The following is an 18,079-nucleotide window of genomic DNA, read 5'->3' on the forward strand; positions in this document are numbered from 1 at the left end:
CGCTTACACAGTGCGCACTGCATTAGCAGACACGCAAAAGCGCGCTATCTCTAGCGCGCTCATATTAGCGATTTAGCGATTTCTTCTATTCGCTATAGCTTTCGTTCTGACGCATATTCAGCATTTCGAATATGTCGCTTTGCTGATAATCGAAGCGACGATCTAGCAGCTCAAAATGAGCACTCTCTAATACGCGCTTCGCTTCGCGTCGTTTCTGTCTGTCACGCATTTCGCGCTGTGTGAGTGATACGCGCATAGTCGAGTAACTCTTGCTCATGTCTCTAGCTTTCACTTGTAACGTGCTACAAATCGACGACGTTCGTCTCTGACGCGCTTCGAGCGCATGCGCTTAGTCTGACGCTCACGCAAAGCGCGCTGCAGTGAGCGATTAGCGTCGCGCGAATTTGTGAGTGCTGCATACATGCGAAGAATGAAAATAAGCATCGTCTTAAACTCTCGTCTGTTGATACTGCTAGCGCGCAAGATACGCGCTAGCTAAATCAATGTTGATTGACTGTATTACGCAGTCAAACGCGCTTCGATTTTCTGCATGATCTCGTTATCGTTGACAGTATACTTGTCTTTTGAAACAGACTTCAAAAGATTGAGTGCAACAAGAGCACGCATATTCATAGATGCGTGACGCTTTGCAGATGAGAAGACGTCTTTGCGACGAAAATACAAGTGTTGACGCTCTTTCGCGACTTTAATATTCTTGTCGAGCGCGATTTCAATGTCGCTTGCGCTGAATTGTTCGTTCGCTTTCTTGAAATTAACGAGCGTGCGCAACGTTTCTTCAACGTTTGACTTCAGCTTGTCGACGTTGCGTCGATCGACTGCAAATTCGAGAATATGAGCGCAATTCTCAAGTGCTTTCATGCAAAACGCGCTGTTAGCTTGAACACTGTCTTGCGCGAAGTCTGTCTTTACTTCACATTTCTTCAGCATTTCAGCAACTGCGTCTTGCTTGACAACAAGAGCGCACTTAGCAATGAAGTTTAACGAGTTAGTAGACTTCTCGTTCTTCAGTTCTGCGTCGTAGCGTGCAGAGAGAGAAAGAGCGTAAGCGTTGATTACTACTTCAGTCATAACGTGTCTCACTTTCGTTTAGTTGTTTCGTTGTCGTTGTTGACATGATCACTAAACACTAGTTCGAAACGTCTGACAATAGCTAAATCGCTAAATCGCGAATTATTTTTGAGCAATGCATAAGTCATTGCTGATTTGCTCATAGCAGCACGTAGAGCGTCACTGACACGCATAGACGCGTTTGCGCTGTCACTTAAGCGCGCATGTCATGCGATCGATCCCTCGTCGATCTGTGAGCGACTGTGAGCGTGTTTCGATTGAGAGAAGCGAAGTCTTAGAAAATTTGACGTAGTGCGAACATGATGCCCACTGCTGCCCGAGCAATTCCCGGCCTGGACTACCTCTCCTCGTGCCTCACCGGGACGGACAAGTTGACCTGGGTAGTTCCCGTTCCCGGCGCCCCCTCTCCCCTGCCCCGCAGCCCGGATTCCCTTGCTCAAAACTACCCATCCCAACGGTAAATCAATATTGACTGACTGTGCCGAGCCGGATAGTGTGCTGGCATTCCAACAAATCCAAGGATCCAAGTTCATGCAGATCAATTTCCCCGAGCGCGGCGAAGTTCTTTACGCACGCGGCTCTGACGAGCGCGTGCGTTTCATCACCGCGCCGCTTCAGGCTGAGTTCGCGCTTGCAGCAGGACCGCTCGCGATCTCGATCGGTCAGCCCTACGCGTTGCGCGACCAAGGTGGCACCGAGCTCCTCTACCGTCTGCATGAGGTCTATCTGCCGTGCGACGCTCCTGCTCGTGGACGGGGCGAACTGATCAGCATCAGCCATTTCGAGCCGAACGTCATCTCGACTGTCGAACACGACGCCAAGATCTCCGTTGCCATCGACACCGCCTTCGAGGCTGGTCGTCAGGTTGCCGCACAGGAAGCTGATGAGGCTGAAGTGGAGCGGATCGAGGCTCTGGCTGACGCCATTGACTACTTCGACGAGCCTGCCGACGTGGTCATCACCTTCGCCGACGGTGACGAGTTCATCATCGAGGGCGCTCTGGGCGTGATCGAGGAAGACGGCAATCTCGCTGTCATCAACGCAGACGACCAGTTCGTCGGTATCAACCCCTCCTGGCGCGGCTTTACCGTAGCAGAGATCGCCGAGGACGATGACGTCGAGTTGTGCCCGGTCGAAGAGGCCGTTGCTACTGCTGATGACAGCGCTGCCAAGGGTGAAGCCGCTGACTGCGATTGCGGCGTCTGTGAAGCTGCCCGCGAAGACGTGAGCCCGACTGCCGGCTTCGTGCCGACGCATCTCGTCTTCATGGTTCGTTAAGTCGCGAAATCGCTAAAGCAAGGTATCGCTAAATGTCAAACAAGACCTATCCCTACGGCCTTCCCCTGGAAGGCATACCACTGGCCGGCGCGATCGGCGAGCTCAAGGCGGAGAAGATTCCGGCAGGTTCCATCCTGCCGGGCGTCGCTCCCCTGCCCGAGACCCACTGGACGGCGCTAACCGACGGCGCCGGCACGACTACTCTCACCATCGATCCGTCCAAGCTTGTCGCGCACAGGATCCAAGGGCTGCCCGTCGCCGGCTATGAGCCGGAGGTCGACGCCTGGAAGGTTGAGATGGTCAACGAGAACAAGATCCTCGAAGAGCGGGTTCTGCGTCGCGTCGATGAGCACGTTCGTAACCGCGACAGCCAGGAGATCGACCAGGCCTCGGTGCAGATCGCCCGTCGGCACGTCGAGGATGCTTTCTATCGCCTCAACCGAGCCATTATGCATCCCAAGCGCATCGCTCTGCCGGAGGACGCAGCATGAGCGTCGTCGTCTATCACCGCGGTCAGATGGCCGCTGACACGCGCGCCTATAGCGGCAATTCGCACCCGGCCGGCAACAAGATGAAGATCCATCGTCTGAATGACGGCTCTCTGGTCGGCATCGTGTCGAACCAGATCGGCACGCCGGAGGCTTTCGTCGAATGGCTGAACTCTGGCGCATCGCGTGATGATCTCATGCCCAGCGATCCATCCTTCTCGGCGATCCAGGTCAAGGCGGATGGATCGGTCTATCTCTACGACGATGGCTACACACCGGCTGGGCCGCTCGTTGGCGAGACCTTCACGATCGGTTCTGGTCGCAAGTATGCCCTCGGCGCAATCAAGATGGGCGCAACGATCATCCAGGCGGTCGAGGTGGCGATTGAGCTCGACGTCTGGTGTGGCGGGCCGGTCGCCGCGCTTGCGCTCCACGAGCAAGCTGTGGCCGACGGCGACGCGATGGATGGCGAGCACGCTTCTCCCGCGTTCGACCCTTCGGGCTTCTCCACGAGCGCTGTCATGACCAACGAGCCCGCCCCGAACGAGCCGCGCGCTCCCGAAACCGTCTGAGGATCACATGAAAGCTTTTATGTTCGGCTTCAAGGAAGGCATCCACCTGTTCTTCCGCTTCGTGCGCCATGTCGTCGCCTTCCTTCTGCGCCTGGTCGTCTTCCTGCTTTGCGTCGGTGCTGCAGCCGTCATCGCCGCGGGTTTCTTTTCGATCGGTATTCCGCTGCTTCTGCTGGTCGCGCTTGCCTTCGGACTCTCGACGCTCGGCTCGCGTATCGATCCGCGGCGCCGCATTTAGCGATATCGCTAAAGCACGAAATAGGGAAAGGGCGGTTTAGAGCCGCCCTTTTCGTTATCTCGGTGCCTGTCTCGACTGGATCCAAGCGTGGAAGGCCTCCTCGAGCAGATCCTTCATCGATAAGCCGGCTGCCGCGGCTGTCATCTTGAACCGGGCGTGAAACTCCGGATCGACCTTGAAATTCAGGTCGCGCAGAGTCTTTTCATCCATGTTGTTGGCAGTAAACGTCGGTTGCTCAGTCAGCGCGCCCAGGAATTTCATGGCCTGTGGCTTTTTGCGCACTGCTGCCTTGGTCGGCGCGCCGGTTGCCTTAGCCGGTTCTGCGGCTGTCTCTACGGCATTCGTGGTTTCTGGCTCTTTCATGCTGCTTCCTCAGACAAGGCGTTGAGCTTGTCGACGATCTCGGCCGCAAGCGTGTCGGCGCGGTCGTTGAGCGTCGGGTATTTTGTCTCGGCGATCGACAGGCCGATATTCTGCGCCATCTGGTAGCCGGTCTTGGTCGCAAGATCCGTCTCGGCCACCTGGAAGCCCTGGGTGCGCAGGAACGCCATTGCTTCGCGGGTCGCTACCTCGCTCTCGGTCGTCTTATTGAGAACGAAGAGGATCTTGTTACGTGCCACGCCTTTGACGATCAGCTCGTTGCCGAAGCCAGCCTGCGGCTTCAGATCGTCAACGGTCAGACCGGTCGGTATAACCACGAGATCGGCTATTCTGGCAGCCTCGAGGGAAGCCTGGTCAGAATCAGGCGCTCCGTCGATCACCAGGAGGTCGTAGGGCTCGCTCTTGAGCTTCTTGACCGAGGACATGGGCTGCGCGTCGATCGCCGGCTCTATGCCGTTCTGCATGCGCAGAGCGACCCAATCGACTGATGTGAGCTGCCGGGTGTTGAAGTCGCAGATCTTCACCGACCAATCGACCGAAGCGAAAGTGCGCGCCAGAAGCCGGGCTAACGTCGATTTTCCGACGCCGCCTTTCTGGGACAGACATGCGATGATGGTGCTCATTCGCGAAACCTCTATCTCGTTAATTCGCTAAATCGTTAGCGCCTAATGGTTAACGAAATTTTACGAGTCGGGGAAGAGGGAGGCGACGCGGCCCATTTGCGTCAACAACGAACCGACACAACCTAACGGAAGCGATTTCTAGGGCCGCGCCAGACCCGTAGATAGGCCTTCGGCGCGACCAGGGCAAGATCAGCCGGGAATGAACTCTGGCTTATCGAAGAGATATTCGTATTGGTCGATATCCGTGATGCTGACCATCGGCCAGGAGACGCGAACGGCATCCTGGTGCGCCTCATGCTCGACGAGACAATGGTTCAGATCGACGCCGAACATGTGCTTTACGTGCTGCTCGAGCGTCCAGCCGCTCTTCATGAGATCGACCTTGTTGACCACGTTGCTGCGGCGATTTAGCGAAAAGAAGATTTCGCGAATGGTGCCACCGATGGTTTCGATCTCCGTGAACACGAGATGCTGGCGCTGACTGGAAGGGCTGATGTTCAGCCAGCCCTTCCTTTTGCTGTGAAACCAGACCTCGATCACCGCGGCGACCCAATGATCTCAACGATCTTCGCGGTCAGGTCGAGACGAGCGACTTCCGGGCTCAGACCTCGCGCCAGGCCGTCGTTGAGGATCTGATGATGGCAGTAGGCGTTGTTGAAGGTGTCGAACTCGAACTTGGACGGGCCGGCGAGGGGATTGACGATCTCCACGACGAGTGCGCCCTGGTCGCGCCAGTATTTGCCCTGCTCACGGCGCACTGAGCCGAAAACGGACCACGCGCTCTTCGGCCGGGCGTTGTGACTCATGATCGGGATGATGTCGCCACCGAACTTTTCCTCGAAAGCATTGCCGATCTCGCCGAGAATCTCGCGGACCTGCCAGTCGCGGCCGTTGATGGTGACGGTCTCGAGCTTGCCTTCCTGAGTGAAGACCTGGTTCGGCGTCAGGCCGAGATAGTCCATGGCGATTTTGCGAAGGGGAAGACCGTCGTCAGCGAGCTCGTGGCCGTAAAGCTCATTGATGATTTCGGCTGCGGTCGATTTGCCGGAAGTCGGGTTGCCACAAAGGGCGATAATTTGGGGAAGAGATTGAAGATTCATGCAGCTACTCCTGTGTAGTCAATCAATATTTACTTACTGCACAGGAGCGATTTATGGAAGGAGCGAATTAGCGTTTTCGCTAATTCTCCGGGCCCAGAAGCCCGCGAACCTTGGCGCGTTCGACCAGGCGCTCGAGCCGCTCGTTCTCCTTGCGGAGATCTTCGATAACCTCGAGATAGAAGCTCTCGGTCATTGCCGAGAGCCCGCAGGTGTTGAAGAAGTGGATTGCGATCTCGCGTTCTTTCTCGGTCATGCTGCCTTCCTTTGGGCTGCGAAAATGTGCCAGGGGAAGTCCTGGTTCGCCGGCAGGATATTCTCCCTGAAGCCCGGCGTGGACTTCACCACATTGCGCCGGCTGTTCGTGTGATCGGCAAGCGCAATGTTGTTGGAGCATGAATAGTCAGCAATGAACGCGTAGTTCGGCATATTTTTCTTGGCGCGCAGACCACGGCCGATCCGCTGACGCAGAGCGACTTCCGCCTTACCGCCTCCGGCGAGCTGCACCAGGCCGATGCCTGGCACGTCAACGCCGACATCAACGATGGTTGAGCCAATGATCGCATCGATTTCACCCAGCTCGAGCTGGGCGAGGGCGGCTTCGCGCTCATCCTGCTTGTTCTCGCCGCGCAGGAACACCACCCGCAGACCGACGTGCTTGAACTTCTTGAACAAGATCTCACCATGATCCATGCGCTGAATCAGCGTCAGGATCGGAAGGCCGTAGCGCTTCGCCATCAGCGCGTCACGCACGATGTCCTTGTGCATGAAGCCATTCTCGATGTAGCCGAATTGGTAGGCGCGCTGCCAAGGCGACGACCGGAACAGCTTCGGATGCGGGTCGGACGTCACGTATTTGAAGATCGGCTTGGCAAGAACGCCGGACTCGATGAGCTGCTCCTCGGTGATCCGGATCAGCACCGAGCCGAACGCTGCCATCAGGCGCATGTTGTCTTCCGCAGAGTCCCGCATGAACGGGGTCGCGGTCAGGGCAACACGGATCGTAGCGTTCTTGCAGTGCTTCAGGATCTCGTAATAGCTGTTGCCGCCCGCCTCGTGCGCTTCCTCGCCGATCACGACATCGATCAGCTCAAGGAACTTCAGATAGCGATTTCGCTTTTTCGTCTTTTCGTCAAATCGCTCCTGAGCGAGCCGGCGCACCTCCTCCTTCGAGATGTCGGCGTTCTTCTTCTTGGAGCGGTGATGGCTCTTGGTGACGGCGAGGATCTCCTTCTGCAGGTTCGGCTCCTCGAGAGCTTCGACGAGCGTCTGCACCATGCCAAGGTTCACACCTTTGACCATCTTCTCGTTGCCGTCGCCGATGACGCCGGTGTTCAAGCCGAGGTCATCGAGCTGCTTCTTCATTTGGTAGAGCAGAACCTTGCGCGTCGTCAGGAAGAGGGTAGGGCGCCGGTAGCGCATCATGATCATCTTGGCGATCTTCGACTTACCACCGCCTGTTGCGACTTGGATGATGCCACGGCCGAACTTCTCGACGCGCTTGAGACTATCCGGCTGGTGGGTGTAGCGCGGATCATCGTTGCCAAAGGCGTCGACAATCGGGTTCTCCGGGCCGAGCGGCTCCGCGTGCGGCTTGCGGAAGAGCTGAACCTTGTAGCCAAGCCGCATCAGCTCCTTGTGCACCATGAAGGCAAAGCCAGCCGGGAAGGAGTGCGTCTTGTATTCGTAGAAGGATGACTTGCCATCCCAGGTGCCCTGGTTGAAGGCGAAGCTCTGCTCGGCGCCCTGGACCAGATAGGAGAGGAGGTCGGAAACAACGTCGGCAACCTTCTCCGGTGGGTCCAAAAGTCGGGCGTTCACTGCGTTAAATGCCAATTTGATGACGGTCATAAAAATCTCGCGTTGCCTATTGCCTTGTTCGGCGCGTATGATAAATCAATATTTACTGACTGCCACCCTCTATTGGACAAGGCCTGAATGACATATCCGATGATGTTGGAGCTCGATCCGAAGCTCCTGACGCCAAACCCCTGGAACACCAACATCGTGACGCCCGAGAACGAGGCGAAGCTGGAGGAGTCCATTCGGCGCCTTGGTTTCTTTCGTCCGGCCGTGGTTCGCGAAATCGCTAATTCTGGCAATAGCGAAAACGCTATTCTCTACGAAATCTTGGGTGGCGAACATCGCGCTCAAGTCGCTGCAAAGCTTGGTCTTTCGACCATCCCGGTGGTGAATCTCGGTCCGATCGATGATCTGAAGGCAAAGGAAATTGGCATTGCCGACAACTCGCGCTACGGCATGGACGACCAATTCGCCTTTGCAGACCTCATCAAGGGGATGGGCAATGCGGATCAACTGAAGGACTTCCTCCCATACACCGAGCACGACTTCGCAGACCTGTTCACAACTTCAGAGATAGACATCGATTCACTGGGTCTCGATGAAAATTTCGAAAAGGAACCGGAAAACGAGCCAGACGGTGAAGATATCGCGCCGACGAAGGCCCCAAAGACCCACACGATCATCCGATACAAGGTCGCCAATCGCGACGCCGAGGACATCACCGCTCTGATCGAGCGCACGATGAAGGACAATGGTTTCACGTCATCCGACGATCTAACCAACGCCGGCGACGCCCTGGTCCATCTCCTGTTTGCCAGCCGCAACAAGCAGCAGGCCGATGCCGAGCTCGATGACCTCAGCGATCTCGATGATCTCGACGGGGCGACCGACTGATGTTCGTTCGCCCGAAATTCGACGACTGCAAGTCCTGCGTCTTCTTCCTGCGCAACCGGGTCAATCCGGTCTGCGGTGCGTGCGATTCCGGCGAGTTCTACGAACAGAAGATCCGCGTCCGCGAGAAGACCAATAACGAACTCATGGAACTTTACGGGGAATACCACGATGACGAATAAAGCCGTCGCGCTGATCGCTGTTGCCGACCTGAAGCCATACGAGAACAACGCCAAGAAGCATTCAGACGATCAGGTCGAGAAGCTTTCGGCGCTCATCAACAAATACGGCTGGACCTCGCCAATCGTCACGGACGGCGACCTAGTGATTATCGCCGGTCACGGTCGGCGCCTGGCAGCGCTCAATCTTGGCCTCGAGAAGGTGCCGGTGATCGTCCGCGACGATCTCAGCAAGGATGAGGCCAATGCGCTGCGCCTGGCTGACAACCGCGTCGCCTCGACCGATTACGATCTGGAGCTGGAGCAGGCCGAGCTGGCGCTTTTGGCTGAAGTCGAGGGCATCGATCTCTCCATCCTCGGCTATTCCGAGCACGAGCTGAACTTCGCGACGTCCGATCTCCTCGAGATGGAAGATACGATCTTTGTCGAGGACGTCGGTGCTGCCGTCGAAAAGCAGAAGAGCGAGAACGAGGCCAAAACCAGCGAAGTCGATGACGTGGCTGCCCCTGTGGCAGATGCCCTGGGCTTCAAGCGGGTCACGATCGCTGAGAGCCGCACGATCCGCGATCTCATGAGCCGGATGGAGAAGTCGACCGGCCTGAAAGGTCCGGATGCGCTGATCACCTTCATCTCTGACGCGCTGGACGTTGCTGCATGAGCGACGAGCGCAGGGTCATCGATCTCAAGTCGCGCAAGCCCTTTGCGCAAGCGCGGGCCGAAGAGACGAAGCGCAGGCGGGCTGCGACCCGCAAGGCCAAGAAGGAAACGGCTGACGCGATCATGGAGCATCGCGAGGCTGTGATCGAAACGCTCGAAGGCATGATCAAGATGGTCAGGGCAGGGGAGCTCGAGGGTCTGGTCTGCGTCATGCGCAATCCGGCGAGCAAGCTCTTCATGACCGACGTTGTGATGGACGACCGGATCATCCCGCCAAACGATCTGCACGCCTATGTCGGCGTGATCGAGACGCTGAAGCTCGAACTGGCTGACAGCGCGGCCGCAAATGCGCCGGCGCTGCTCATCGGTGGCGAGGTGGTCGACCCGACAATGCAGCCCGCCGACGAAGAATGGGAATACGAATGACCATCTACACCATCAATTGCTCGTTCAGCTCGTCCGTCGAGCGCACGTCGCGCGTGCTTGAGATCGCAGAAGGCTTCGGCCTGGGACTGACCGAGAAGCGCTTCACCATCTACGACAACCTGCAGCTCGATCTGCGCGCCGACGATGTGGTCTACATCAACGGTCAGTCCGGCTCGGGCAAGTCGCTGCTCTTGCGCGAGCTTGTGCGCCAGATGCGCGCCGAGGGCAGGGTGGTCGCGGATCTCAATGAGATCGAGCTCGATGACCGCCCGGTGATCGACCAGCTCGGCAAGAACACCAATGAGGCGCTGTATCTGTTGGCCCGCGCCGGCATCTCTGACGCCTGGATCTATATTCGCAAACCCTCGGAACTCTCCGACGGCCAGCGTTATCGCCTGAAGCTGGCAAAGGTCATGGAGACCGATGCTGACGTCTGGGCTGCCGACGAGTTCGGCGCCGTCCTCGACCGCGTGACAGCCAAGGCTATCGCAATGAGCGTCCAGAAGGTCGCTCGTGAACGGGGCAAGAGCCTCATCGTTGCAACCACCCACACCGACCTCGAGGCAGAGCTGGCGCCCAACATCGCCATCTACAAGCGCTTCAAGGAGAAGGTCGATATCACTCAAGGAGAAGCAGCATGATGAATTTCGGAAATGCGATCGAGCACGTGAAGCGCGGCGGGCGAGCAGCTCGCATGGGCTGGAACGGCCAAAACATGTTCGTCTACCTCAACCGTGGCTCGATGCCCGTCACGGCAGCTTTCCCGGTAAACGGCGTGGCGCCAAATCTCTTCGACGCCGGATCGCCTGATACCATTCCGCGGATGCCGAACTTCAATCTGAAGACGCCCGACGGCATGACTGTCACCGGCTGGGTCGCGTCCCAGGTCGACATGCTGGCTGACGACTGGTTCATCTGCTGATGACCGAGCTCTACCGCACCACACGCGAAATCGTCATTCCGGCCGGCACTGAAGTCGGCCCTGGTCCGCGCAGATCCGAATATCACACGCCACACGGCGATATCGTGATCGGGTTCGACAAGGACACAACCGGCTCGCTGCGCTTTGATCTGGAAGAGGCAATCACCCTCGGTCTGATCGAGCCGGTGAAATGACCAAGCGGGGCTACCTCTATTCGGTCTGTTGCGCCCTCGGCATCCTCGTCAACGCGGTTTGCGGTGGCGAGGCAAAACAGACGCTCTGTGCCCGCGGTGCTCTGGCGCAACGCTCCGGCAAGCGCTGGGGCTGCGTGCTGTGTCAGATCGCCGAGCGCCTCGATCCGGGTCATTGCTCGCGATCACTTTCAAGCTGGCTGAAAAGGAAGTCCTGATATGGCGAAGTCGCTAATTCTCTCTTTCGCTATTTCGCTACTGGTGAGCGCTTGCACTGCGAGCGCTCCCGTATACGCAAAACTTGACGGAGCGCGCTGTGAGCGAACCTGAGCTGATTGTGCAGCGTTTTGAAAGCCCTCGAGCACGTTTCACGCTGGCCGAAGATATGTTCGTCGAGCGAGGCACGGCAGCCGACTGGGAATTGCTGCACGACCTTCACTACAAGGCCGAGGCTTTGCCGTTTGCGCCGAAGTTCTGGCGCCTGGTCATCGGCCGCGACACGATCGGCGTGCTCGTCACCGGAGCACCCAAGGGAATGCTGCGCGAGCGGCACGACGTCTTTCCGAACCTGAAGCCGACCGGCCAGGAGACGAAGATGACCAACACCAACCGGTTCAAGTTCCTCAACAAGAACTTCCGCGTGGTTTCGCGCTTTGTCGTGGACACTATGTATCGCGGGATCGGCGCCGGCTACCGGATGATGAACCTCGTCTCGCGCATGGAAGCTTCGGACCCGGCAAAGCCGCTGAAGGTCATCGAGATCCAGTCGTCCATGTCGAAATTCAACATCTTCGGCCAGAAGGCGGGCTTCAAGTTCGCCGCGCCGAAGAACGCCAATAAATACGACGCCGGGATGAAGTTCTTCCGCTCGCACTTCGAGGCTACACCCCAGGACTTCGAGGCGGTCGTCGCCGAGATCGAAGCCTCGAGCAATCCGGAGCGCCTGGCGCAGGCCTGCCGCGACTTCTATCTGCGCAACTCCGCTATGGAGAACACCGGGTCAGCCCGCGATCGCGCCCAGGCCAAGGTCGCCGCTATGAGCGTGCGCGACCTGGTGAAGGGCATTCAGCAGGTTAGTCTGGCCTCGCCGATGTATGGCGTCTGGAAGGCAGTGGATGCGCCGGGCACGGTTCCCGATCGTCTGCCGCTCCTGGCCTTCGACTGTCAGGGTCCGTCTGAGCCTTTGAGGTGGAAGCCGTGAGTATGATCCGCAGAGGCGAGAAGCATGCTGAGATCGCCGGCATCATTCTTACAGCCGCAGATGATGGTAAGTTTCTCACTCTAACCGAGATCCACGAAAACCTTTCTTACGGATGCGCCTACGGCTCGCTCCGGAAGATCATCAAGTTATTCGAAGAAAGAAATTGGATAACCAAGGAACGCGCCGGAATGTCTGTTTTGGTAAAGCCTAACAAGCTTCTCTATGAATGGTTCCGGTGACGTTCCGGTCCGTCTCTCATCTATATGTATTATACTCTTATATTCTTTATACAGTATAAGATACTTAGAAGGGAGTTGGACCGGATTGTCTGCGCGTGTTACGATAAGTAAATACTGATTGACTGGTTCCGGTGAATGACTGAGGAAAATACCACTCCGGCTAGCGAAGATGATGTCGACGCAAAAGCCAAGCGAATGCCTGACGCGGACTACGCCGAGGCAAAGGAGCTCTATGAGCTGGGCAAGATGCGTCTGTCCGACCTGGCCGAGCGCTTCAATGTCTCCCGACAGGGGCTTTGGAAGAAGTTCAAGAAGGATGGCGTCGTATACGGCTCCAGAGCGGCAGAGGTGAGCGCCGCGGTGTCGGCTGGTGTGAAGCAGGCGGTGACGTCGACTGTCGGCCAGCAAGTCTCTCAGGCGCTCGAGCGCTACAACGACAAGCGCGCCGAGTGGATCGAGGAAACTCGCACCTCCGGCTACAAGTCGCTGAAGCAAGCCGACATGCTGGCGAAGAAGATCGTCGCCGACGCGGTGAAGAACTCCGCCTCGATGCGCACGACCGACGACGACCTGAAGGCTGTCGCTCGTTTCCAGAAGATCCTCGTCGAGAACACGCTCACCCGGCTCGATATCCTGCGCGCCAACGACATGATCGATGAAGATGACCTGCCGGAGATCCACTTCGAGGATCTGACCGATGAGGACATTCTCAAGCATCACCGTGAGAACGGCCTGATCGAGGAGGGCGAGGATCCAGATGCGATCCTTGCCGAGCTCAACAACGTGGAGATCGACGATTGAGCTCCACCTCCTGCATTCTGAAGGCGCACCGCGGTCAGAAGATCGTCATCAAGGACAAGCGTCGCTTCAAGGTCATCGTCGCCGGCCGACGCTGGGGCAAGACGCAGATCTCCAAGATCGCGTTGATCAAGGCTGCCGTGTCGAAAAAGAACCAGCTCTGCTGGTATGTGGCGCCGACCTACCAGATGGCTCGGCAGATCCTTTGGGACGATCTCAAGCGCTCGATCCCAAAGGCGCTCATCGTCTATAACGGCATCAATGAGACTCGGATGACCATCCGGCTTGTCAACGGCTCCAAGATCGAGCTGAAGGGCGCCGATAATCCGGATACGCTGCGCGGCGTTGGCATCAACTTCCTGGTGCTCGACGAAGCCCAGGACATGAAGGAAGACACCTGGAAGACGGTTCTGCGCCCGACGCTCGCCTCGACGGGCGGTCAGGTGATCTTCATCGGCACGCCGAAGGCCTTCAACTGGCTCTACGACATGTATGTGCTTGGTCAGCGTGGCGACACATACCGTGACGACAAGGGCAAGGTCGTCGTTAACCAGTGGAAGAGCTGGCAGTTCCCGACGATCATGTCGCCGTTCATCCCGCGCTCGGAAATCGAGACGGCACGCCGCGAAATGGACCCAAAGAGCTTCCGGCAGGAGTTCGAGGCGTCTTTCGAGGCAATGTCCGGCCGCGTCTACTATCCGTTCGACCGGCGCACTCATGTCGGCGACTACCCGTTCAATCCGCGGCTGCCGATCATCATCGGTCAGGACTTTAACATCGACCCGATGTCGTCCGTCATTATGCAGGTGCAGGAGAACGGTGAGATCTGGGTGGTCGACGAAGCAATCCTGTTTGGCTCCAATACCCAGGAGACAGCAGACGAGATCGGTCGACGCTATCATCGCTACATCAACGGCATCACTTTCTATCCTGACCCTGCCGGCAACAATCGAACGCACGCCCGCGGCGAGTCCTCGCTCGAGATCCTGCGCGACGCCGGCTTCAAGCGGATCAAGTTTAAGCGGAAGCACCCGCCTGTCGACGACCGCGTGAACTCGGTCAACCGACTGTTGATGGATGCCGAGGGGACGATCAGACTGAGGTTCGACCGCAAGTGTCACAAGACGATCGATGCGATGGAGCAGACGATCTACAAGGCTGGCACGCGCGACGTGGATAAGAAGGCTGGCGTCGAACACCCCGCTGACGCGGTCGGCTACTTCGCGGAATTTGAGTATCCTGTCCGCAAGGTCAATATTCTCGGCGTATCTCTGTAAGATTGACGGTCAATCGATATTGACTTACCATAAGGTTTCAATCTCAAGGACGTGCCATGAACCAGGACTTGCTCAGGAACTTCTTCAATCGCCGGCATCCGGACTACGCCCGGTCGCTCGTGCATTGGCTTTTCCTGCAGAAGACCTACGAAGGCGGTCGCGCCTGGTTCGACGAGAACATCTTCCGCTACCACAAGGAAGGCAACAAGGAGTTCAAGGCGCGCGTGGGTCGCGCCTATCGCTTCAATCATACGCGCGAAGCCGTCGATCTCGTCCAGAAGTATCTGTTCAAGGGTCAGATCACCCGCGACACCGACAATGCCTCTGAAGCCATCAAGGAGTTCTGGAAGAACACCACGCTTCAGAACTTCCGCATCGACCAGTTGATGCGCTCGGCCGGCGCTTCCTCGTCGGTCAAGGGTCGCGTGGCGATCGTCGTTGATACCAATGCGCGCCAGGGCGCCATTTCGGTTGCCGAGGCCAAGAAGTCCAAGCGCAAGATCTACGCCTACCTGGTCGATGCGATCGACTTGCTCGACTACGCCTATGACGAAGAGGGCGACGGTGGTCTGCTCTGGGTCAAAGTGCGTGAGTATTTCCGCAACGACGCTGACCCGATCAATGGCACCGGCGAGGTTACGACCCGCGTTCGCCTGTGGACCCGCACCGACTGGACACTCTACGAGGAGCAGGAAGAGGCCAACGCCGATATCAGGAATCGCAAGGAGATTGCGACCAAGATCGTCGAGCTCGGCACTGGCACGCACGACCTCGGTCGCGTGCCGATCGTCTTTCTCGACCACATCATCACCGACAATCCGTATCGCACGCCTGGTCTGATCGACGATATCGCCTATCTCGACCGCGCTGCTGCCAACTATCTGTCGAACCTGGATGCGATCATCCAGGATCAGACCTTCTCGCAGCTCACCATCCCGGCGCAGAACCTCATGCCGGGCGAGGACGGTTACGACAAGATCGTCGAGATGGGCACGAAGCGGATCTTCACCTATGACGCCGGGCTTGGCAGTGGCAAGCCGGAGTTCATTTCGCCCGATCCGAAGCAGGCGAACGTGATCCTGACGGTGATCAACAAGATCATCAACGAGATCTACCACACGATCGGTCTCGCTGGCGAACGCACGAAGGAAGACAATGCTGTTGGCATCGACAACTCCTCTGGCGTTGCGAAGGCCTACGACTTCGAGCGCGTCAACTCGCTGCTGACGTCAAAGGGGCAGTCCTGCGAGAAGGTTGAGAACGAGCTGGTCGAGCTGGTCTGCCTCTGGACTGGCGAAGACGCCCCCAAGGAGAAGCTCGTCAAGTATCCCGAAACCTATGACGTCATGCGTCTGATGGACGACCTTGCGGTCGCCGAGCAGCTCGCAACGATCCAGGCGCCTGCCGAGGTTCGTCGCGAACAGCTCCGCATTCTCGTCAACAAGCTCTTCCCGCGTCTGAAGGCCGACATCAAGGCCAAGATTGAGAAGGACATCAACAAATGGCTGGAAGGCGTGGATCTTCTGGCTGTTCCCGCAACCTTCGGCACCAAGTCGCCGGCTGCTCCCTCCAGACAGGGACAGGTGACCAAGGATTCCCCGAAGAAACAGGGCGCCACGGCTCAAAAGTAACGGTCGAGATACTGACCAATCAGACTACCGATCGGCCAAGTGACCGGCCAATTCAACACCGAGAGCCCGAGAGAATGGGCAAGGATGGAAATGATGACTAAGCTTCTGACCAAGTATTCCCGCGCTGCTTCGTTTGGCGCGTTCGCAGCACGCCCGATGTATCCGGGTGCACCGCGCATCGCATTCGCACCCGAGAATGAAGGTGGTAATGACGGTGGTGGATCCGACGATGGCGCCGGCACTGGCGACGACAAGTCGGGTGACGACAAGTCTGGCGATGACAAGACCGGCTCTGAAGACAAGGGCAAGTCTGGTGACGACAAGACCGGCGATGACAAAAACAAGACCGGCGACGGTGACAAGACCCTGCTGCGCGAGGTCATGGAAAAGAAGAACCGGATCAAGGATCTCGAGTCCGATCTCAAGCGCTTCGAGGGTATCGACCCGGACGCCGTTCGCGCGCTGCTTGAGGAAAAGCGCGCCGCTGAGCTGAAAGCGGAGGAAGAGAAGGGCAACTTTGCCCGCGTCAAGGAAATGATGGTGATCGAACAGGACAAGGCGCTCAAGAGCCTCAACGATCAGATCGCCGATCTCCAGGCGCAACTCGGCCAGAAGGACAGCACCATCAATGAGCTGACCGTCGGCCGTTCGTTCTCCGAGTCGAAGTTCATCGGCGAAGATCTGGTGCTGACCCGCGGCAAGGCTCGCGCGCTCTACTCCAGTCATTTCGAGGTCGTCGACGGCAGAATCGTCGGCTACGACAAGCCGGTTGGCGCGAAGGACCGCACGGAGATCGTCGGAGCAGACGGCAAGCCGGTCTCGTTCGAAGATGCCATCAAGCGCATCGTCGATGCTGATCCGGACAAGGAGTCGCTCTACCGCGACAAGTCCAAGCCGGGCGCCGGCTCCTCTTCGACCAAGGTTGATCTGCCGAAGACCAAGGAACAGGACAAGGGTCTTTACGGTGCTGGACGTATTCTTGCAGGTCTGAATGCAGGCAAATAGTCCTTTATAGGACGAGTTGCGGCAGTAAATCAATATTGATTTACTTTTTTCCTTGAACAAAGCGTTGCCGTCGGGTTAGACTATGGTCAATCAATTTTGACTTAGTTTCCGACGGCCACGTAGAGGAGAAATTACAATGCCGCTGCTGATTACCGAAGCCGAGAAGCTGTCCCAGGAGGACAAGGCTCGCGGTGTTATCGAAGAGATCATCGATACCGAATCTCTCTTTGCGCTGATGCCGTTCCAGCACGTGAACGACAAGACCTTCACGTATGTCCGCGAGGGCACGCTGTCTGAAGGCGAGTTCCTGGACGCCTACGAGGCCGTCCCGGAAGGCGCAGCCACGTTCGATGAAGTTACCGCCAAGCTCAAAGTGCTTGCTGGTGACGTCGACATCGACAAGTTCACGGCTGCCGTCCAGTCGCACCTCAACCCGCAGATCGCAATTCAGCTCGCTGCCAAGGCCAAGGGTCTCGGTCGCAAGTTCAAGCGCACGATCGTCAACGGTGACAGCGCGGTCAATCCGAAGTCCTTCGACGGCATCAAGAAGCTTACTCCCGCCGCTCAGACCCTCGTTGCCGGCACCAACGGCGCTGCCGTTTCGGCCGAAATGCTCGACGAGCTGCTCGATGCCGTCAAGCTCGGCGCTGACGTGCTGATGATGCGCCGTGGCACCTGGCGCGCAATCCGCGCAATCATGCGCTCGTTCGGTGGTAACACCGGCGACATGATCCAGATCGCCAACTTCGGCAAGCCGGTCCCGGCCTACGATGGCATCCCGGTCATCATCAACGACTTCATCACCGCTGATGAAGTGCAGGGTTCGGCCAACGAGACCACCTCTATCTACGCTCTGCGTCTGAACGAGGCTGATGGTTTCCACGGCATCTTCGGTGGTCCTTCGGCTGGCATCCAGTTCGAAGACATCGGCACCATCCAGAACAAGGATGCGAGCCGCTACCGTGTGAAGTGGTATGCAGCCACCGCGCTGAAGGCCACCCACTCGGTTGCTCGCCTCAAGGGCATCCTCAACATTTAATCTGGTCAGTAAATCAATATTGACTTACAATAGGGGCAGGATTTTCCTGCCCCT

Annotated in this window: 26 protein-coding genes; 19 read left to right on the forward strand and 7 right to left on the reverse strand. The window is 57.6% G+C overall.

What is annotated here, in order from left to right; translation table 11 throughout:
- Nucleotides 1-519: 519 nt before the first annotated feature.
- On the reverse strand, nt 520-1,089 hold the full coding sequence (locus BC363_RS15530; protein WP_065784042.1) for a hypothetical protein: 570 nt from the start codon (nt 1,087-1,089) through the stop codon (nt 520-522).
- Nucleotides 1,090-1,620: 531 nt separating this feature from the next.
- On the opposite strand from BC363_RS15530, the gene BC363_RS15535 reads away from it, so the two are divergent.
- The 4 genes from BC363_RS15535 to BC363_RS15550 are packed head-to-tail and all read left to right on the forward strand — an operon-like array spanning nt 1,621 to nt 3,665.
- Complete coding sequence (locus BC363_RS15535; protein WP_065784041.1) at nt 1,621-2,367, forward strand: hypothetical protein; 747 nt, start codon at nt 1,621-1,623, stop codon at nt 2,365-2,367.
- A gap of 32 nt (nt 2,368-2,399) precedes the next feature.
- Nucleotides 2,400-2,858: a hypothetical protein gene (locus tag BC363_RS15540; protein WP_065784040.1), complete on the forward strand. Its 459-nt coding sequence runs from the start codon at nt 2,400-2,402 to the stop codon at nt 2,856-2,858.
- A complete protein-coding gene (locus BC363_RS15545) occupies nt 2,855-3,427 on the forward strand; it encodes a hypothetical protein (RefSeq protein WP_065784039.1) in 573 nt (190 codons plus the stop codon). Before BC363_RS15540 ends, BC363_RS15545 begins: the two co-directional genes overlap by 4 nt.
- 7 nt (nt 3,428-3,434) lie before the next feature.
- Nucleotides 3,435-3,665, forward strand: a complete 231-nt coding sequence (locus BC363_RS15550; protein ID WP_141690329.1) for a hypothetical protein — start codon at nt 3,435-3,437, stop codon at nt 3,663-3,665.
- A 54-nt stretch (nt 3,666-3,719) separates the two neighbouring features.
- Here the strand turns inward: BC363_RS15550 and BC363_RS35465 are convergent, their stop codons facing one another.
- From BC363_RS35465 to BC363_RS15575, 6 genes are all read right to left on the reverse strand, one after another.
- Nucleotides 3,720-4,028: a hypothetical protein gene (locus BC363_RS35465; RefSeq protein WP_065784037.1), complete on the reverse strand. Its 309-nt coding sequence runs from the start codon at nt 4,026-4,028 to the stop codon at nt 3,720-3,722.
- Entirely contained in the window at nt 4,025-4,669 is a 645-nt protein-coding gene (locus BC363_RS15560) for a ParA family protein (RefSeq protein ID WP_065784036.1), read from the reverse strand. The genes BC363_RS35465 and BC363_RS15560 overlap by 4 nt, the downstream gene beginning before the upstream one ends.
- A 189-nt stretch (nt 4,670-4,858) precedes the next feature.
- Nucleotides 4,859-5,209, reverse strand: a complete 351-nt coding sequence (locus BC363_RS15565) for a hypothetical protein (RefSeq protein ID WP_065784035.1) — start codon at nt 5,207-5,209, stop codon at nt 4,859-4,861.
- Nucleotides 5,206-5,769, reverse strand: a complete 564-nt coding sequence (locus BC363_RS15570) for a hypothetical protein (protein ID WP_065784034.1) — start codon at nt 5,767-5,769, stop codon at nt 5,206-5,208. The genes BC363_RS15565 and BC363_RS15570 overlap by 4 nt, the downstream gene beginning before the upstream one ends.
- A 79-nt stretch (nt 5,770-5,848) precedes the next feature.
- On the reverse strand, nt 5,849-6,022 hold the full coding sequence (locus tag BC363_RS35135) for a hypothetical protein (protein ID WP_161952467.1): 174 nt from the start codon (nt 6,020-6,022) through the stop codon (nt 5,849-5,851).
- Complete coding sequence (locus tag BC363_RS15575; RefSeq protein WP_065784033.1) at nt 6,019-7,617, reverse strand: DEAD/DEAH box helicase; 1,599 nt, start codon at nt 7,615-7,617, stop codon at nt 6,019-6,021. The genes BC363_RS35135 and BC363_RS15575 overlap by 4 nt, the downstream gene beginning before the upstream one ends.
- Nucleotides 7,618-7,704: 87 nt before the next feature.
- Here BC363_RS15575 and BC363_RS15580 point away from each other — a divergent pair, with 87 nt between their 5' ends.
- The 15 genes from BC363_RS15580 to BC363_RS15650 all read left to right on the forward strand — a co-directional run bounded on the left by BC363_RS15580 (nt 7,705) and on the right by BC363_RS15650 (nt 18,025).
- Complete coding sequence (locus tag BC363_RS15580) at nt 7,705-8,463, forward strand: ParB/RepB/Spo0J family partition protein (RefSeq protein ID WP_065784032.1); 759 nt, start codon at nt 7,705-7,707, stop codon at nt 8,461-8,463.
- The gene (locus tag BC363_RS15585) at nt 8,463-8,642 is read left to right on the forward strand and encodes a hypothetical protein (RefSeq protein ID WP_065784031.1); all 180 of its coding nucleotides are present in this window, start codon (nt 8,463-8,465) and stop codon (nt 8,640-8,642) included. The genes BC363_RS15580 and BC363_RS15585 overlap by 1 nt, the downstream gene beginning before the upstream one ends.
- Nucleotides 8,632-9,297 carry a ParB/Srx family N-terminal domain-containing protein gene (locus tag BC363_RS15590; RefSeq protein ID WP_065784030.1) on the forward strand — a complete coding sequence of 222 codons (666 nt, stop codon included), beginning with the start codon at nt 8,632-8,634 and terminating at the stop codon, nt 9,295-9,297. The genes BC363_RS15585 and BC363_RS15590 overlap by 11 nt, the downstream gene beginning before the upstream one ends.
- Complete coding sequence (locus BC363_RS15595; RefSeq protein ID WP_065784029.1) at nt 9,294-9,722, forward strand: hypothetical protein; 429 nt, start codon at nt 9,294-9,296, stop codon at nt 9,720-9,722. The genes BC363_RS15590 and BC363_RS15595 overlap by 4 nt, the downstream gene beginning before the upstream one ends.
- Nucleotides 9,719-10,363 (forward strand): ATP-binding cassette domain-containing protein, encoded by a 645-nt coding sequence (locus BC363_RS15600; RefSeq protein WP_065784028.1) that lies wholly within the window; start codon nt 9,719-9,721, stop codon nt 10,361-10,363. Before BC363_RS15595 ends, BC363_RS15600 begins: the two co-directional genes overlap by 4 nt.
- Nucleotides 10,360-10,644 carry a DUF2829 domain-containing protein gene (locus BC363_RS15605; protein WP_065784027.1) on the forward strand — a complete coding sequence of 95 codons (285 nt, stop codon included), beginning with the start codon at nt 10,360-10,362 and terminating at the stop codon, nt 10,642-10,644. Before BC363_RS15600 ends, BC363_RS15605 begins: the two co-directional genes overlap by 4 nt.
- Nucleotides 10,644-10,838, forward strand: coding sequence for a hypothetical protein (locus BC363_RS15610; RefSeq protein WP_065784026.1), 195 nt, complete (start codon nt 10,644-10,646; stop codon nt 10,836-10,838). The genes BC363_RS15605 and BC363_RS15610 overlap by 1 nt, the downstream gene beginning before the upstream one ends.
- A complete protein-coding gene (locus BC363_RS15615) occupies nt 10,835-11,053 on the forward strand; it encodes a hypothetical protein (protein WP_065784025.1) in 219 nt (72 codons plus the stop codon). The genes BC363_RS15610 and BC363_RS15615 overlap by 4 nt, the downstream gene beginning before the upstream one ends.
- A 98-nt stretch (nt 11,054-11,151) precedes the next feature.
- Entirely contained in the window at nt 11,152-12,036 is an 885-nt protein-coding gene (locus BC363_RS15620; RefSeq protein WP_065784024.1) for a hypothetical protein, read from the forward strand.
- Complete coding sequence (locus BC363_RS15625) at nt 12,033-12,275, forward strand: hypothetical protein (protein WP_141690330.1); 243 nt, start codon at nt 12,033-12,035, stop codon at nt 12,273-12,275. Before BC363_RS15620 ends, BC363_RS15625 begins: the two co-directional genes overlap by 4 nt.
- Nucleotides 12,276-12,470: 195 nt before the next feature.
- Nucleotides 12,471-13,076: a helix-turn-helix domain-containing protein gene (locus BC363_RS15630; protein ID WP_065784022.1), complete on the forward strand. Its 606-nt coding sequence runs from the start codon at nt 12,471-12,473 to the stop codon at nt 13,074-13,076.
- Nucleotides 13,073-14,350 carry a phage terminase large subunit gene (locus tag BC363_RS15635; RefSeq protein ID WP_083223527.1) on the forward strand — a complete coding sequence of 426 codons (1,278 nt, stop codon included), beginning with the start codon at nt 13,073-13,075 and terminating at the stop codon, nt 14,348-14,350. Before BC363_RS15630 ends, BC363_RS15635 begins: the two co-directional genes overlap by 4 nt.
- A gap of 56 nt (nt 14,351-14,406) precedes the next feature.
- On the forward strand, nt 14,407-15,981 hold the full coding sequence (locus BC363_RS15640; RefSeq protein WP_065784021.1) for a phage portal protein: 1,575 nt from the start codon (nt 14,407-14,409) through the stop codon (nt 15,979-15,981).
- 93 nt (nt 15,982-16,074) lie between these two features.
- A complete protein-coding gene (locus BC363_RS34440; RefSeq protein WP_141690331.1) occupies nt 16,075-16,986 on the forward strand; it encodes a DUF6651 domain-containing protein in 912 nt (303 codons plus the stop codon).
- A gap of 136 nt (nt 16,987-17,122) precedes the next feature.
- Nucleotides 17,123-18,025 carry a major capsid protein gene (locus BC363_RS15650; RefSeq protein ID WP_065784019.1) on the forward strand — a complete coding sequence of 301 codons (903 nt, stop codon included), beginning with the start codon at nt 17,123-17,125 and terminating at the stop codon, nt 18,023-18,025.
- The last annotated feature ends 54 nt before the right edge of the window (nt 18,026-18,079 follow it).

The organism is Ensifer sp. LC384, assembly GCF_001695865.1.
In the GTDB taxonomy this organism is placed as follows: Bacteria; Pseudomonadota; Alphaproteobacteria; order Rhizobiales; family Rhizobiaceae; genus Ensifer.

What these genes read in the sequence shown, in the direction of transcription:
- BC363_RS15530 (WP_065784042.1), bottom strand. Translation starts at nt 1,089, where the DNA reads ATGACTGAAGTAGTAATCAACGCTTACGCTCTTTCTCTCTCTGCACGC.
- BC363_RS15535 (WP_065784041.1), top strand. Translation starts at nt 1,621, where the DNA reads ATGCAGATCAATTTCCCCGAGCGCGGCGAAGTTCTTTACGCACGCGGC.
- BC363_RS15540 (WP_065784040.1), top strand. Translation starts at nt 2,400, where the DNA reads ATGTCAAACAAGACCTATCCCTACGGCCTTCCCCTGGAAGGCATACCA.
- BC363_RS15545 (WP_065784039.1), top strand. Translation starts at nt 2,855, where the DNA reads ATGAGCGTCGTCGTCTATCACCGCGGTCAGATGGCCGCTGACACGCGC.
- BC363_RS15550 (WP_141690329.1), top strand. Translation starts at nt 3,435, where the DNA reads ATGAAAGCTTTTATGTTCGGCTTCAAGGAAGGCATCCACCTGTTCTTC.
- BC363_RS35465 (WP_065784037.1), bottom strand. Translation starts at nt 4,028, where the DNA reads ATGAAAGAGCCAGAAACCACGAATGCCGTAGAGACAGCCGCAGAACCG.
- BC363_RS15560 (WP_065784036.1), bottom strand. Translation starts at nt 4,669, where the DNA reads ATGAGCACCATCATCGCATGTCTGTCCCAGAAAGGCGGCGTCGGAAAA.
- BC363_RS15570 (WP_065784034.1), bottom strand. Translation starts at nt 5,769, where the DNA reads ATGAATCTTCAATCTCTTCCCCAAATTATCGCCCTTTGTGGCAACCCG.
- BC363_RS35135 (WP_161952467.1), bottom strand. Translation starts at nt 6,022, where the DNA reads ATGACCGAGAAAGAACGCGAGATCGCAATCCACTTCTTCAACACCTGC.
- BC363_RS15575 (WP_065784033.1), bottom strand. Translation starts at nt 7,617, where the DNA reads ATGACCGTCATCAAATTGGCATTTAACGCAGTGAACGCCCGACTTTTG.
- BC363_RS15580 (WP_065784032.1), top strand. Translation starts at nt 7,705, where the DNA reads ATGACATATCCGATGATGTTGGAGCTCGATCCGAAGCTCCTGACGCCA.
- BC363_RS15585 (WP_065784031.1), top strand. Translation starts at nt 8,463, where the DNA reads ATGTTCGTTCGCCCGAAATTCGACGACTGCAAGTCCTGCGTCTTCTTC.
- BC363_RS15590 (WP_065784030.1), top strand. Translation starts at nt 8,632, where the DNA reads ATGACGAATAAAGCCGTCGCGCTGATCGCTGTTGCCGACCTGAAGCCA.
- BC363_RS15595 (WP_065784029.1), top strand. Translation starts at nt 9,294, where the DNA reads ATGAGCGACGAGCGCAGGGTCATCGATCTCAAGTCGCGCAAGCCCTTT.
- BC363_RS15600 (WP_065784028.1), top strand. Translation starts at nt 9,719, where the DNA reads ATGACCATCTACACCATCAATTGCTCGTTCAGCTCGTCCGTCGAGCGC.
- BC363_RS15605 (WP_065784027.1), top strand. Translation starts at nt 10,360, where the DNA reads ATGATGAATTTCGGAAATGCGATCGAGCACGTGAAGCGCGGCGGGCGA.
- BC363_RS15610 (WP_065784026.1), top strand. Translation starts at nt 10,644, where the DNA reads ATGACCGAGCTCTACCGCACCACACGCGAAATCGTCATTCCGGCCGGC.
- BC363_RS15615 (WP_065784025.1), top strand. Translation starts at nt 10,835, where the DNA reads ATGACCAAGCGGGGCTACCTCTATTCGGTCTGTTGCGCCCTCGGCATC.
- BC363_RS15630 (WP_065784022.1), top strand. Translation starts at nt 12,471, where the DNA reads ATGCCTGACGCGGACTACGCCGAGGCAAAGGAGCTCTATGAGCTGGGC.
- BC363_RS15640 (WP_065784021.1), top strand. Translation starts at nt 14,407, where the DNA reads ATGAACCAGGACTTGCTCAGGAACTTCTTCAATCGCCGGCATCCGGAC.
- BC363_RS34440 (WP_141690331.1), top strand. Translation starts at nt 16,075, where the DNA reads ATGACTAAGCTTCTGACCAAGTATTCCCGCGCTGCTTCGTTTGGCGCG.
- BC363_RS15650 (WP_065784019.1), top strand. Translation starts at nt 17,123, where the DNA reads ATGCCGCTGCTGATTACCGAAGCCGAGAAGCTGTCCCAGGAGGACAAG.